The sequence below is a fragment of the Erwinia sp. AC075 genome (assembly GCF_979253995.1).
The window spans coordinates 2038262-2053558 of record NZ_CEEDEU010000001.1; the positions used below are offsets into that span (position 1 = coordinate 2038262).

The 15297-nt window shown below is 54.7% G+C and carries 10 protein-coding genes; 4 read left to right on the forward strand and 6 right to left on the reverse strand.

The features are described 5' to 3' along the window. Window positions 1-121 precede the first annotated feature (121 nt). Window positions 122-862, forward strand: a complete 741-nt coding sequence (pflA, locus tag AC0IXH_RS09560; RefSeq protein ID WP_013201520.1) for a pyruvate formate lyase 1-activating protein — start codon at window positions 122-124, stop codon at window positions 860-862. Window positions 863-925: 63 nt separating this feature from the next. Here pflA and AC0IXH_RS09565 read toward each other — a convergent pair whose 3' ends face one another. From AC0IXH_RS09565 to lrp, 6 genes are all read right to left on the reverse strand, one after another. Continuing rightward, window positions 926-2077: an MFS transporter gene (locus AC0IXH_RS09565; RefSeq protein WP_471720360.1), complete on the reverse strand. Its 1152-nt coding sequence runs from the start codon at window positions 2075-2077 to the stop codon at window positions 926-928. A 358-nt stretch (window positions 2078-2435) separates the two neighbouring features. Further along, a complete protein-coding gene (gene serS, locus AC0IXH_RS09570; protein ID WP_013201518.1) occupies window positions 2436-3728 on the reverse strand; it encodes a serine--tRNA ligase in 1293 nt (430 codons plus the stop codon). Between the two features lie 93 nt (window positions 3729-3821). Further along, window positions 3822-5165 carry a replication-associated recombination protein A gene (locus tag AC0IXH_RS09575; protein ID WP_053145798.1) on the reverse strand — a complete coding sequence of 448 codons (1344 nt, stop codon included), beginning with the start codon at window positions 5163-5165 and terminating at the stop codon, window positions 3822-3824. A gap of 7 nt (window positions 5166-5172) precedes the next feature. Next, the gene (gene lolA / locus AC0IXH_RS09580) at window positions 5173-5784 is read right to left on the reverse strand and encodes an outer membrane lipoprotein periplasmic chaperone LolA (protein WP_013201516.1); all 612 of its coding nucleotides are present in this window, start codon (window positions 5782-5784) and stop codon (window positions 5173-5175) included. 201 nt (window positions 5785-5985) lie between these two features. Then, window positions 5986-9540, reverse strand: a complete 3555-nt coding sequence (locus tag AC0IXH_RS09585; RefSeq protein ID WP_471720361.1) for a DNA translocase FtsK 4TM domain-containing protein — start codon at window positions 9538-9540, stop codon at window positions 5986-5988. Between the two features lie 119 nt (window positions 9541-9659). Then, the gene (lrp, locus tag AC0IXH_RS09590) at window positions 9660-10154 is read right to left on the reverse strand and encodes a leucine-responsive transcriptional regulator Lrp (protein ID WP_013201514.1); all 495 of its coding nucleotides are present in this window, start codon (window positions 10152-10154) and stop codon (window positions 9660-9662) included. A 528-nt stretch (window positions 10155-10682) separates the two neighbouring features. Between lrp and trxB the strand changes: the two genes are divergently transcribed. The 3 genes from trxB to cydC all read left to right on the forward strand — a co-directional run bounded on the left by trxB (window position 10683) and on the right by cydC (window position 15290). Further along, window positions 10683-11651, forward strand: coding sequence for a thioredoxin-disulfide reductase (gene trxB / locus AC0IXH_RS09595; RefSeq protein ID WP_013201513.1), 969 nt, complete (start codon window positions 10683-10685; stop codon window positions 11649-11651). Window positions 11652-11796: 145 nt separating this feature from the next. Beyond that, window positions 11797-13566 carry a heme ABC transporter permease/ATP-binding protein CydD gene (cydD, locus tag AC0IXH_RS09600; RefSeq protein WP_346566027.1) on the forward strand — a complete coding sequence of 590 codons (1770 nt, stop codon included), beginning with the start codon at window positions 11797-11799 and terminating at the stop codon, window positions 13564-13566. Continuing rightward, window positions 13563-15290 carry a heme ABC transporter ATP-binding protein/permease CydC gene (cydC, locus tag AC0IXH_RS09605; protein WP_471720362.1) on the forward strand — a complete coding sequence of 576 codons (1728 nt, stop codon included), beginning with the start codon at window positions 13563-13565 and terminating at the stop codon, window positions 15288-15290. Before cydD ends, cydC begins: the two co-directional genes overlap by 4 nt. Window positions 15291-15297 lie beyond the last annotated feature (7 nt).

The following is a 15297-nucleotide window of genomic DNA, read 5'->3' on the forward strand; positions in this document are numbered from 1 at the left end:
TTTCAAAAGCCTTGTTTGCCAGCAGCCTGACCGTCCAACCAGACCGCTGGCAAAACAGACTTAACGCAGCTAAAGACTGCGTACCTGCTAAAGGCAGGTCTACCGTGGAGAACTCATCGCAATGTCAGTCACCGGCCGTATCCACTCATTCGAATCTTGCGGGACTGTAGACGGTCCCGGCATCCGCTTTATCACCTTCTTCCAGGGCTGCCTGATGCGCTGCCTCTACTGCCACAACCGTGATACCTGGGATACCCATGGCGGTAAAGAGATTACCGTTGAGGAATTGATGAAGGACGTGGTGTCTTATCGTCACTTTATGAATGCGTCCGGCGGCGGCGTGACGGCTTCAGGCGGAGAAGCAATTTTACAGGCGGAGTTTGTGCGGGACTGGTTCCGAGCCTGCCACGCTGAAGGCATCAATACCTGCCTCGATACCAACGGTTTTGTCCGTCGCTATGACCCGGTCATTGATGAACTGCTGGAAGTAACCGATCTGGTGATGCTGGATCTGAAGCAGATCAATGATGATGTTCACCAGGTCCTGGTGGGGGTTTCTAACCACCGCACGCTGGATTTCGCCCGCTACCTGGCTAAGAAGAAAATCCGCACCTGGATCCGTTATGTTGTGGTGCCTGGTTATTCTGATGATGATGATTCCGCACACCGTCTGGGTGAATTCACCCGTGATATGGGCAACGTGGAAAAAATCGAGCTGCTGCCTTATCACGAATTAGGCAAGCATAAATGGGTCGCGATGGGTGAGGAGTACAAACTGGACGGCGTGCATCCACCGAAGGCGGAAACGATGGACCGGGTTAAATCCATTCTTGAAGGTTACGGTCACAAGGTGATGTACTGATCCTCTCAAACAGCACAAACAAAAATGGCGCCCAATGGCGCCATTTTTATTGCGTACGCAGTATCAGGCTTGCGCGAATGGCGTGGCTTGCTTATCAGATTTACGCAGCAGCATCACCAAATAGACAAAGGCCACAGCGGCAATCATCATAAACAGCACAGGGTCAGAATAGTTCTGCATCAGCATTGAGGTCATCGCCGGGCCAAGCAGACTGCCAACGGTATAGCTCAGTAACAGAGCCTGATTCATTGCGACCAGCTCATGATGAACGACCGTTTCACAGGCCCAGGACATGGCAACCGGATACAACGTAAAGCCGGCACAACCCAACACAAACAGCGCAGGTGCCATTGCCGCATTACCCAACATTGCAAAGGCGCCGAGGATAACCACAAACACCTGTACGCGCAGCACCAGCAGGCGGCCATAGCGATCGGCCAGGCGACCCACAGGCCATTGCCCGACAATTCCGGCGCTGACCATCAAAGCCATCCAGTATCCCACCGTGGCATCATTCATTCCCTGATGGGAGAGATACAGCGGCATCAGACCATATAACGAACCAAGAAGGATGCCGGAGATGATGCAGCCGTTGATACCCAAACGCGCGCTACGACGGCGCAGCATTGGCCACATACGTCCTGGTGCGGCTTCCGTGTCGTCCCCTTTGGCCGTCACTTTGGTGAAGACCAGCGGCAGGATAGCCGCCACGATTATACCGGTTACCCACGGCAGAACATGCAGCAGTTCTGTGGAAACCTTGCTCACCAACAGCTGACCGGCAACGGTACCGATATAGTAGACAATCATATAGGCAGCCAGCAGCTGACCACGATTACGTAGCGTTCCACTGCACAGCAAGGCGCTTTCAACGATAACCCAAATCAGTGCGCAGCCAATTCCGGCAACAAAACGCCACATAGCCCAAACCCAGAAACCGCTTTCCAGCCCTAACGCGGCGGTAGCCAGCGCAAAGAGCACTGAAGCGATGTAATAGCTGCGGTTAAAGCCCAGTCGTTTGATTGCCCAACCTGCAACCAGAGTGCCTGCCAGATTACCGGTGTAGTAAGAAGAACTGACCACCCCAACCTGCCACGTTGGCAGGAAATCGTGCGTGAGCCAAAGCGGCACCAGCGTATTCAGCACGGCGATCGAAATCGTCAGCAGCAGAAGGCCGCAAAGCAGCACAATAACAGGGCGAGACCAGGTGGACATAGTGGCGGAACTACCAAAAGAAGAGATGATTTTGCGCGCATAATGCCACTGCCGGAATAAAAGTCAATCTGGCAAAAAAAGGCTGAAGCCCAAAGGGATTAGCGATGATTTAAATTACTTATCATGCCAGAGAAGGCAGAAACAGACTGATTTAAGGGGCGCGATTAACCGATTGAAATTAGGACGCTTTTATTTACATCCGAGTCTCATAATCAGATAATTTTCCTGTCCCATTGATTACTTTGATTAAAAAATATTGCCGTAGCGATGCAGACGATTTTTGCTATACGCCGGGCCTTAAACAAAAAAAAGCCTGCGGGCGTAACCAGCAGGCTTTTTAGCAGGAGCAAGTCAGAAATTAACCGACGAACTCAAGACCTTTCATATACGGCTTCAGAACCTCAGGCACCGCGATGCGACCGTCAGCCTGCTGGTAGTTTTCCAGCACCGCCACCAGCGTACGACCCACTGCCAGACCAGACCCGTTAAGGGTATGAACGAGGCGGGTTTTCTTCTCGGTTTTCGGTCTGCAACGAGCCTGCATGCGACGCGCCTGGAAATCGCCCATATTCGAACAGGAAGAGATTTCGCGGTAGGTGTCCTGCGCTGGCAGCCACACCTCCAGATCGTAAGTTTTGCATGAGCCAAAGCCCATATCACCGGTGCAAAGCAACACTTTACGGTATGGCAGTTCCAGCAGCTGAAGCACCTTCTCCGCGTGTCCGACCAGTTCTTCCAGCGCATCCATGGAATCTTCCGGACGGGTAATGTGCACCATTTCAACTTTATCGAACTGGTGCATACGGATCAGGCCACGGGTATCACGACCATAGGCACCGGCTTCTGAACGGAAGCAAGGTGTATGCGCGGTGAACTTCAGCGGCAGAGACTCTTCTTCCAGAATTTCATCGCGAACCATATTGGTCAGCGGTACTTCTGAAGTCGGGATAAGCGCATAATCGCTGCTGGACGCTTCTTCTTCCAGCGGACGAGTGTGGAACAGGTCTTCACCGAACTTAGGCAGCTGGCCGGTGCCGTGCAAAGACGCATGGTTCACCAGGTAAGGAACGTAAGTTTCCAGATAGCCGTGCTGCTCGGTGTGCAGATCCAGCATAAACTGGCTCAGCGCACGGTGCATCAGCGCAATTTGACCCTGCATCACCACAAAGCGTGAACCTGTCAGTTTGGCGCCCATGGCGAAATCCAGACCGGAAGCCATTTCACCCAGTTCGACGTGATCGCGAACGGCGAAATCAAATTCACGCGGGGTTCCCCAGCGGCTGACTTCGAGGTTTTCACTGTCGTCTTTACCCAGTGGTACTTCATCAACCGGGATATTCGGGATAGCAGAAGCCATTTCACGAATGGCGTTCAGCAGTTCGTCCAGTTCCGCTTTGGCCGCATCCAGGCTTTCGCCCAGCGCGTTCACTTCCTGACGTAATGGCTCGATGTCTTCCCCACGCGCCTTGGCCTGCCCGATAGATTTGGATCGGGAGTTACGTTCTGCCTGCAGTGTTTCGGTTTCGACCTGCAGAACTTTACGGCGCTCTTCCTGCGAACGCAGCGTGTCAACGTCAAGCTTATAGCCCCGGCGTGCCAGTTTTTCAGCGACTGCGTCTGGCTCATTACGCAGCAGATTGGGATCGAGCATGCTTGTCCTGTGATTATTCGAGTGAGTAAATGAGGGGCGCATCCGGCGTGCGGATGCGTTGAATTCCTTGCTAACCTTACCGCAACGTCAGTGTCAACGGTAGCGTTTTGTCGGGCTATTTTGATCCTGCTCAGCCAGCCAGGCTAGCTTTTCACCGATCTTCCCTTCAAGACCTCTGGAAGTCGGTCGGTAGTACCGCGTTTGTGCCATTTCAGAGGGGAAGTAGTCCTCACCAGCCGCATAGGCGTTCGGCTCGTCGTGGGCATATCGGTATTCCGCACCCAGCCCCATTTCTTTCATCAGCTTGGTCGGCGCGTTTCGCAGATGTTCAGGCACATCGAAATCTGGATTATCTTTTGCGTCGCGCATCGCGGCTTTAAACGCGGTATAAACCGCGTTGCTCTTCGGTGCACAAGCCAGATATACGATAGCCTGGGCAATCGCGCGTTCCCCTTCCGCTGGCCCAACACGAGTGAAACAGTCCCAGGCGGAAATAGCGACCTGCATTCCCCGGGGATCGGCATTCCCCACATCCTCCGAGGCGATTGCCAGCAAGCGACGGGCAACGTACAGCGGATCGCCACCCGCGGTAATAATACGGGCATACCAGTAGAGGGCGGCATCAGGTGCTGAGCCACGTACCGATTTGTGCAGTGCCGAAATCAGATCGTAAAAGCGATCGCCTTTATTATCGAACCTGGCGCTGCGTTCGCCTGACACTTCGTTCAGCAGTTGAGCCGTCAGCTCCCGCTTGCCTTTGCTGTTGACCTCGGCCATATCGGCCATCATCTCCAACGTGTTTAGCGCACGGCGAGCATCGCCGTTAACCAGTTCGGCAATCATCCTGCGCGTACCCTCAGGCAGAACGATATTCTCTTTGCCATAACCGCGATCGCTGTCTTTCATGGCCTGATCGAGCACGATTTCGATGTCTTCACTGGTTAGCGATTTCAGCAGATAGACGCGGGCACGGGAAAGCAGTGCTGAATTGAGCTCAAACGACGGGTTTTCCGTTGTGGCACCGATAAAGGTGATGGTGCCATCTTCAATATGTGGCAGAAACGCATCCTGCTGACTTTTGTTAAAACGGTGAACTTCATCGACAAACAGGATGGTGCGACGCCCGGCATCGCGGTTTTGCCTCGCGCGCTCGATGGCTTCGCGGATCTCTTTTACGCCCGACGTCACTGCGGAGATGCGTTCCACATCAGCCTGGCCGTAACGGCCGATAATTTCGGCCAGCGTGGTTTTTCCTGTCCCTGGCGGCCCCCACAGGATCATCGAATGCAGATGCCCAGCCTCGATGGCGCGTGGCAGAGGCTTACCGGCAGCCAGCAGGTGCTGCTGCCCAATATATTCTGCCAGCGTTGCTGGCCGCATACGGGCGGCCAGAGGCTGAAATTCATTGTGGGAGAAATCCAGAGACAGAGTATTCACGCTAACCTCACTGACGCTGATCGTCCAGCGTCACGCCTTTTGGCGGTGTGAACTGGAACTTACTGGCTTCAACAGCCCCATTTTGCTGGCTCTTCAGTGCATAGCTGCTGCGCTGTCCATCCTGCTCCACGGCGCTGAACTGGTTTATTGTGCCGTTAGTGGAAACATTGATGGTGAACTGCTTCAGGTTGCCATCGGTAGATTTAGGGGTCAGGTCGAAGTTGTCGCCCTGCTGCTTAATGTTGTACTGCTTCCAGTCGCTGCCCTGATTACGCGCGATCAGCATAAACGGCGTGTTACTGGTGGCATCTTTCAGCCAGGTTGCACTGACCTGCTCAACAAACGGGTTATAGAACCACAGCGTTTTACCATCAGAAATCAGCACGCTTTCGTCCGGTGCGGTCATATGCCAGTTGAACAGGTTCGGGCGTTTAACCCACAGCTCACCTTCCCCATCCTGAACGGACTGTCCGCTACCGTCAGTGACTTTCTGCGTGAAGCTGGCGTGGAAGCTCTTCACTTTGTCCAGACGCTGCTGCAGGTCTGAAGACGCATCGGCCAGTACACTTGCAGAGGCAAAGGCGGTCAGCAGACAGCAGGAGATCAATAATTTTTTCATTAGGGCATCCTTATTAAAACTTTTTATCCCGATAAGCGGGGAAGCCTGGGAGGATAACTGTAGCCAGGCACTAGCGAAATCAACAGGGGATCCCCTGAATGAAACTGGCAATACTGTCTGATATGGGGATAAGCCCCGGAAACTCAACGGGCCGGGTCTCCCCGGCCCGTATTTTAAGGCAAAACTGACCTGACAGCCGACTTACATCTCATGTGGCGGAGGGGAAAGCACTTCACGGTTACCGTTATGGCCCGGTGAAGAGACAATCCCCTGTGCTTCCATCTGTTCGATAATACGCGCCGCACGGTTGTAGCCGATGCGGAATTGACGCTGCACACCAGAAATAGACGCACGACGTTTCTCCACCACAAAGCCAACGGCCTGATCGAACAGCGGATCCAGCTCTTCATCACCATCCAGCGTCAGACCACCTTCGCTCTCTTCGCCAGCGGTGATGCTCTCGATGTATTGCGGACGACCGCGCGCCTTCCAGTCCTGCACAACGGCGTGAACTTCCTCATCGCGCACGAAGGCACCATGAACACGCACAGGCATCGAGGAGTTTGGTGGCATATAAAGCATGTCACCCATTCCCAGCAGCGATTCAGCGCCTGCCTGATCGAGAATTGTACGGGAGTCGATCTTGCTTGAAACGGTGAACGCAATACGCGTTGGAATGTTAGCCTTGATCAGACCGGTAATCACATCGACCGACGGACGCTGTGTCGCCAGAACCAGGTGGATCCCTGCGGCACGCGCTTTCTGTGCCAGGCGGGCAATCAGCTCTTCAACTTTCTTGCCCACCGCCATCATCAGGTCGGCGAACTCATCGACCAGCACCACGATATACGGCAGTTTTTCCAGCACCGGCGGCGTGGCATCCATGCTGTCGCCCGGTTTCCAGAATGGATCCGGAATTGGACGCCCCATCGCTTCAGCCTGAGCCACCTTCTCGTTGTAGCCTGCCAGATTACGCACACCCAGCGCCGACATCAGCTTATAACGACGCTCCATCTCACCGACACTCCAGCGCAGCGCATTGGCGGCGTCTTTCATGTCGGTAACGACTTCGGTCAGCAGATGAGGAATGCCTTCATAGACCGACAGTTCCAGCATTTTCGGGTCGATCATGATAAAGCGCACGTCTTCCGGCGAGGCTTTATAAAGCATGCTGATAATCATGGCGTTAACGCCGACCGACTTACCAGAACCGGTGGTACCGGCCACCAGCAGGTGAGGCATCTTGGCCAAATCCGCGATCACCGGCTGCCCCGAAATATCTTTGCCCAATACCACGGCAAGCGGTGAGGGGTTATCGCGGAATTTAGCGCACTCCAACACTTCACGCATATAGACCGTCTGGCGATGCTTATTAGGCAGCTCCAGACCAACATACGGCTTGCCAGGGATCACTTCCACCACGCGAACAGCAACGGCTGAAAGCGAGCGGGCAAGGTCACGAGACAGGTTAGAAATACGGGCTGCTTTCACGCCCGGTGCTAAATCCAGTTCGAAACGCGTAATGACCGGACCTGGTGAGATGCCAACCACTTCGGCTTTCACGCGGTAATCAGCCAGACGGGCCTCAACCAGTCGGGCCATTTGCTCCAGGGCAAACATATCGACTGGTTCAGCTTCAATCGGCGGTTCGGTCAACAAATCCAGCGAAGGCAACGGGGTGGTTGGGCGTTCCAGACGTTGCTCATGACGCACGAGGAACGGGTGGAACAAGCTATCTTCAGCCGGTTTCGCCGGTTCTGGCTCAGGCGCTGCTTCCTGAGGAGCCTGCCATGATGGGGCAACCGGTGCCTGTGGCTGCCGTGCTACCGGTTGAGCCGGAGGAGCCTGCCATGATGGGGCAACCGGAGCCTGTGGCTGCTGTGCTACCGGTTGAGCCGGAGGCGTCTGCCATGACGGAGTAACCGGAGCCGGTGGCTGCTGCGCGACCGGCTGAGCCGGAGGCGTCTGCCATGATGGCGTGACGGGTTGCTGTGCTGGCGCATGTTCAGGCGTAGAACTGTGCTGTTGCCACTGCTCTGCGGCCTTATCGGTCTCTGCTGGCAAGGTAAACAGCGGCTCGCTTGGGCCGTCATCCACCAAATCATCCATTGGAGAGAAATCGAACGCTCCAGCGGTATCCAGTTTGAAGGACGGAGCCTGCTGCTGCTCCTCCTCGCCATACCGTTGCTGCTGTTGTTCAGCAAACTGACGAGCCAATGCAGCCTGTTGCAGAGCGGCTTCATCATCTTCAGCGAACTCTTCGCCATAGCGCGTCTGCTGCTGAGCCATAAAGGCCTCGCGCAGATGGGCCTCTTCCAGCTCCATCGCATCTTCATCCGCAGCGGGCAGAGTGGCGGAGGTGGATCCCATCAGTTCCTGCTCTTCTTTCGCCTTCTCTTCAGCCATACGCTGAGAAGGCAATTTGATGCCATAAGAAGCCAGTTCACGACGCGTTGGCAATTTAACCGGGTTAGGACGCGGCAATGCCGGGCCGATGCCTTGCTTAACCTGAGGGTTAACCGGCGCCTCACTGGTCGCACTGAATCCCGGCATAAACGGCGCGGACGCTGCCGCGACTTTAGCCGCAGCCACGACACCCTGAGTGCCAGCAGCCATATCGGTTGGCTGAGTGGACTGCGGAGCAGAGAAGTCGAATGGCGAAGAACTGTCTCGCCAGTTCCCCATCCGTGGCCCTTCATCTTCGTCATCCACCTGCACTGAAGGTGCAGGTGTGGTCTCAGCCGGCATTTCAAAGCGGTAAAGTTCAGGCGTTTGTGCTACTGGCGCAGCCGCAACAGGCTGGGCAGTCACGGGAGTCGCCGCCTGAGCGGGAGCATAAGCAGGCTCAGCGGGAACATGCGCAGGCTGAACGCTGGCGACCGGAGAAACCGGGGCAGCAGGAGCCTCTTCAGCTTGCGGAGCCGCAGCCAATGGTGCAGCAGTTGCAGCCACAGCCGATTTGCTCAGAAGCGGATCGTTGTCCTCTGCTTCATGCTCATCGTCCTGCAGTATTTTCTTCGGCGCAGACAGCAGCACATCATCTTCTTCGCTGCGGGCGCTTTGCTTCAGAACAGGTGCGGCCGGAGCCGCTTCGCCCTGCTCGTCTTCATACTCATCATCATGCCAGCGCTCATCGTTACGCGAACGATTACTGGCAAAAGTCAGCACGCCCATCACGACACCACCGATTTTCTCAGCGATAGTGAGCCATGACCAGCCGGTATAGAGCGTTAATCCCGCAGCCCAGATGCACAGCAGCGTCAAGGTGCCACCGGCGCTGCTGAACCATGGCGCCATGGCATTACTCAGCAGGCTGCCAATCACGCCACCCGAAGCGAAGTACCAAATATCATCGGCATTCAGCGCCGCAAGGCCGCATGAAGTGATCACCAGAGCCAGCACGCCAATCAGGCGCAGGGCGACTGCGAAGTAATCAATGAATTCCTGAGAGTGGCGCTGACGGAAAGTGATCCAGCAAAGGCCTAAAATGACCGGAGGAATGGCATAGGCCATCACACCAAAAATGAAGAACAGGGTATCCGCAAGCCAGGCGCCAATGCCGCCGCCCACATTGTGGATAGGTTCATGCCAGGCGGTCTGGGACCAGCTGGGATCGGAAGGATTGAAGCTCACCAACGCTGCCATCAGATAAACGGCAAAAAGAGCCACAACAATCAACAACGCTTCGAGCAGACGACGCCCACTGCTAAGCGGTTGTAAGGATACTTCTTTATCTTCTGTGTATTCCTGGCTCAAGAGTACTCTCCAGGGGCCTGTAAACTATGGAGGCAACAGCGCCGGGCGAGCCCGACGCTGAACCTGTATGAATTCACAGGAGTGTACCGAAAACTATCAGGTTTTGCACCTGCCCTGTGTTACCGCGTTTTAATGACTAAGCGGTTACTTTGTTTCACTTCTTCCATGACGACATAGGTCCGCGTATCGTTCACGCCCGGCAGACGTAGCAGGGTCTCGCCCAGTAATTTACGGTAAGCCGACATATCAGGAACACGGGTTTTCAGCAGATAGTCAAAATCGCCTGAAACAAGATGACACTCTTGAGTTTCCTCAAGTTTTTGTACGGCGGCGTTAAATTGCTCAAACACATCCGGTGCACCACGATTCAGAGTAATCTCAACGAATACCAGCAGTGACGCGTCCAGATAGTGTGGATTCAGCTGCGCGGTATAACCCAGGATGAATCCCTGGCGCTCGAGGCGACGGACACGTTCAAGGCAGGGTGTAGGAGATAAACCCACACTCTTGGAAAGATCGACGTTAGAAATTCGACCATTCTTTTGCAGTTCGTTAAGGATGTTGCGGTCGATCCTGTCGAGATCTTTACCAGGTCGTTTTTTATTGTCTACCATTATTATTGTCTCTCTTAATGCCTTCCCTTTACTTGCCATACCCTGGCGCATTCGATGTGCAGGGTTGTTCTAAGTGAAGTCAGGAGCCTGCTGCGCTTCTTGCAAAACGCCCATCCGTATGACGCATGTTGTCTGTCCACACCATGCGTCATGACCAATGACAGACTGAGTTTATTCGGCTAGCGTGCCAAAACATGGAATGAAAATCTGTTTTGCCAACCTAAATCCCCTCTGCTTCCTACACTGTTTTCGCAAAAGCGCAGCCGATTGTCAAAGCAAAACAACTAAAACCAGTACAACATGCCAGAAGTATCGCTGCGTGACTGTTTTTAAATGGATATTTTCAGGGCATTGCACTGTCAGGTGTCAGCGTTTGCCCCAAAATAGCGCACAACTCTTCCGCAAGGTGAAAGGGTCCATTGGTCAAACCTTTCGCAGTCATCGTTAACAAAATTGCAGAATGCTTTTGTTGCCGCGTTAAATTCCCTACAATCGAAAAATGTTTGCCAGACAAATAATGAGGGTCTCATGAGCACGGCCAAACACAGTAAATTACTTATCCTGGGCTCAGGCCCGGCTGGTTATACCGCTGCCGTTTACGCAGCGCGCGCCAATTTGAATCCGGTTTTAATCACCGGCCTGGAAAAAGGCGGTCAGTTGACCACCACCACCGAAGTTGAAAACTGGCCGGGTGACCCGAACGATCTGACCGGTCCGGCGTTGATGGAACGTATGCAGGAGCATGCGGAGAAATTCAACACCGAGATCATTTTCGACCACATTCATACGGTCGATCTGCAGACGCGCCCGTTCAGATTAACCGGCGACAGCGCGGAATATACTGCTGATGCATTGATCATCGCTACCGGTGCTTCTGCCCGCTATCTGGGCCTGCCGTCTGAAGAAGCGTTCAAAGGACGCGGCGTTTCAGCCTGTGCAACCTGCGATGGTTTCTTCTACCGTAACCAGAAAGTTGCGGTGATCGGCGGGGGGAATACCGCCGTTGAAGAAGCGCTTTATCTGGCTAACATCGCCGCAGAAGTGCATTTGATTCACCGCCGCGACAGCTTCCGCGCGGAAAAAATCCTTATCGACCGTCTGATGGAAAAAGTGCGCAACGGCAATATCGTGCTGCATACTAACCAGACGCTGGATGAAGTGATCGGCGATCAAATGGGTGTCAGCTCGCTGCGCCTGCGCTCTGCGCTGGACGATCAGCAGACCGAAGAGCTGAATGTAGCCGGTCTGTTTGTCGCCATCGGGCATAGCCCGAACACCGGCATCTTCAAAGATCAGCTTGAGCTGGAAAATGGGTACATCAAAGTCCAGTCGGGTCTGCAGGGCAATGCGACTCAGACCAGCATTCCAGGCGTGTTCGCCGCGGGTGATGTGATGGATCATATCTACCGTCAGGCGATCACTTCAGCCGGTACCGGTTGTATGGCGGCGTTAGATGCAGAACGCTTCCTCGATGGATTAGTTAAAAACTCTCAGTGAGTTGTTAACACTCTGCATCAATCTTGCCAAAGGCGACCTCAACTGGTCGCCTTTTTGCATTCCGCATTGTAACATTGCCAGCCAATCCCCCTGTTTTTAGCAGGGATGTTTTCTCCTCTTTCGTCTAACGCTCAGCTGGAAAAGCATGAACAAAACACGGCAGCAACAGTTACTCCGTTGGTTAAAAAGCCAGACCGGGCTGGGTAAGCGCTGGTTACGGCTCTCTCTGATGCTTGGCATGTTAAGCGCCCTGCTGATTGTCTGTCAGGCGTGGCTGCTGGCCTCACTGCTGCAGGCGTTGATTGTTGATCACACGCCACGAGAAGCCTTAGTCACCCCGTTCGTGCTGCTGTTCGGCTGTTTCGTTCTGCGCGGTGTGTTAGCCTGGTTACGCGAAAAAGTGGGATTCGAATGCGGCAGAGCTATCCGAACCACGCTCCGACGTACGGTCCTCAATCAGCTCAGCGCATTGGGGCCGGCCTGGATTCAGGGTAAACCTGCGGGCAGTTGGGCCACGCTGCTGCTGGAACAAATCGAAGATATGCAGGATTACTATTCCCGCTATCTGCCGCAAATGCTGCTGTCCGTTTTTATCCCCTGCTTTATTCTGATTGCCCTGTTCCCTGTAAACTGGGCCGCTGCGCTCATTTTGCTGTGTACCGCGCCGCTGATACCGCTGTTTATGGCGCTGGTCGGTATGGGTGCGGCGGATGCCAATCGCCGTAACTTTCAAGCGCTGGCCAGGCTCAGTGGCCACTTCCTCGATCGTCTACGTGGGCTTGAAACCTTACGCCTGTTCCATCGTGCAGAAGCGGAAACCGAGAGCATTCGCCAGTCTTCGGAAGATTTCCGTCAACGAACCATGGAAGTCCTGCGCCTGGCTTTCCTCTCCTCCGCCGTGCTTGAGTTCTTCGCTTCACTGTCGATCGCCGTTGTGGCGGTCTATTTCGGCTTCTCTTACCTCGGCGAACTCAATTTTGGCCATTATGGCTCCGGCGTTACGCTGTTTGCCGGATTCCTTGCGTTGATCCTCGCGCCGGAGTTCTTCCAGCCACTCCGCGATCTCGGCGCGTTTTATCATGCCAAAGCGCAAGCCGTCGGCGGCGCTGATGCACTGGAAACCTTCCTGAATCAGAGCGAAACCCTGACCTCCTCACAAGGCGAAAAGGTGATTGATACGCAGGATGGCCTGACTTTCGAGGCACAGGAACTGCAGATCCTTTCCCCGGATGGCAAGGTACTGGCTGGACCGTTGAATTTCACCTTGCTTCCTGGCATGCGCGTGGCGCTGGTCGGGCAAAGCGGTGCGGGTAAGACCTCGCTGCTTAACGTGCTGCTGGGTTTTCTGCCCTACCAGGGCTCGCTGCGGGTCAATGGGACTGAACTGCGGGAAATCTCGCCTGAGTTCTGGCAAAAGCAACTTGCCTGGGTTGGACAGAACCCTCACCTCCCTGCTGCAACGTTGCGGCAGAATATTGTGCTGGCCGGCCGGGTTGACCCGATCAAGCTTGACAACGTTTGCCAGCAGGCCGGCGTAAAAGAGTTCCTTACACAGCTGCCGAATGGACTGGAAAGTGAAATCGGTGAGCAGGCCTCTTCCCTGTCAGTCGGTCAGGCGCAACGTGTTGCAGTGGCCAGGGCGCTGTATAAGTCCTGCCATTTCCTGTTACTTGATGAGCCCGGTTCTAGCCTCGACAGTCGCAGTGAACAGCGGGTTAATGAAGCCTTGCTGGCCGCCTCCTTCAGTCAGACCACCTTAATGATCACCCACCAGTTGGATCAACTGGGGCGCTGGGATGAAATCTGGCTGATGCGCAACGGCAAAATCCTGCAGCAAGGTGACCACGCTGAACTTATGCGCTCGCCCGGTGCTTTTGCCGAACTGGCTGCCAGACGTCAGGAGACCGTAGAATGAAAACGTTAATGCCGTTTCTGGCCCTTTATCGCCGTCATATCTGGCGCCTGTCCTTGGGAATTGTGCTGGCCATTATTACCCTGCTGGCCAGCATCGGTCTGTTAACGCTTTCCGGCTGGTTTCTGGCCGCTTCCTCAGTGGCCGGCTTTGCCGGCTTATACAGCTTCAACTACATGCTGCCAGCGGCTGGCGTCAGGGGTGCAGCTATCACCCGCACTGCAGCACGCTATTTCGAGCGACTGGTCAGCCACGATGGCACATTCAGAGTCCTTCAGCATCTGCGGGTGTTTACCTTTAGCAAACTGCTACCGCTCTCCCCTGCGGGATTAAGTGGCTATCGTAAAGGCGACTTGCTGAACAGACTGGTTGCTGATGTTGATACGCTTGACCATCTTTATCTGCGCGTCATCTCGCCATTGTTTGGCGCTTTAGTGGTGATTCTTACTGTAACCGTTGGCTTGAGCTGGCTGGACTGGCATCTGGCGGTGATATTGGGCGGCCTGATGTTACTGACGCTGCTACTGCTTCCTCCGCTGTTTTATCGCGCTGGCCGGCCGGCAGGTATCGCTCTGACCGCATTACGCGGTCAATACCGCAGTCAGCTGACCGACTGGCTACAGGCTCAGGCAGAGCTGGCACTTTACGGAGCGGCTAAACTCTTCCGCCAGAATCTTGACGAGACTGAAGCACGCTGGATGGCTGCGCAGCAACGTCAGGCCAGCCTGATGGGACTCTCTCAGGGGGTACTGACGTTGATTACCGGCTTTACCGTGGTGCTGATTTTATGGCTAAGCGCGGGCGGCATCGGTCATCTGAAGGAGCCTGGCGCCTTTATTGCCCTGTTTGTGTTTTGTGCTCTGGCGGCCTTTGAAGCGCTGGCGCCGGTTGGGGGCGCGTTTCTGCACCTGGGTCAGGTGATGGCGTCAGCGACGAGGGTTTCTGAAGTAATTAACCAGCAACCTGCGGTGCATTTTGCCCACACTCCCCTTCCAGCACGCGAAGGCGTTTCCCTGAGTATCAAGGATCTGAGCTTCAGCTATGGCGATCATCATCCTGCGCTGGACTGCCTCTCACTGGACGTTGCCCAAGGGGAACATGTCGCGCTGTTGGGCAGAACGGGCTGCGGGAAATCGACACTCCTCCAGCTTCTTACTCGCGCCTGGGATCCACAGCATGGCAGCCTGCTCCTCAACGGGCAGCCACTGCAGCAGTGGGATGAAGCTTCTCTGCGTGCGACCACCAGCGTGGTCACACAACGTGTTCACCTTTTCAGTAACACGCTGCGGGAAAATTTGCTGCTGGCCTCAGCGCAAAGCAGCGACGCCCAACTGGTTGAAGTCCTTAATCAGGTGGGCCTTGGCGGGTTGCTGGAGGATGATTTGGGGCTGAATGCCTGGCTGGGAGAAGGTGGACGTCAGCTCTCCGGTGGCGAGTTAAGAAGGCTGGGTCTTGCGCGTGCACTACTGCATAACGGTGATTTATTGCTGCTGGATGAACCGACCGAAGGCCTTGATGCTGAAACAGAGCAGCAAATTCTGGCGTTACTTCACGAGGTCGCCAAAGACAAAACGATGATTATGGTGACTCACCGCCTGCAAGGCCTGCAGCAGTTCGACAAAATTTGCATTATGGACAGCGGCAGGATCATTGAGCAGGGAAATCATGTCGAATTAATCTCAAAACGCGGTCGCTACTGGTATTTCCACCAGCGGTTTGCGCTATAGTCATAGC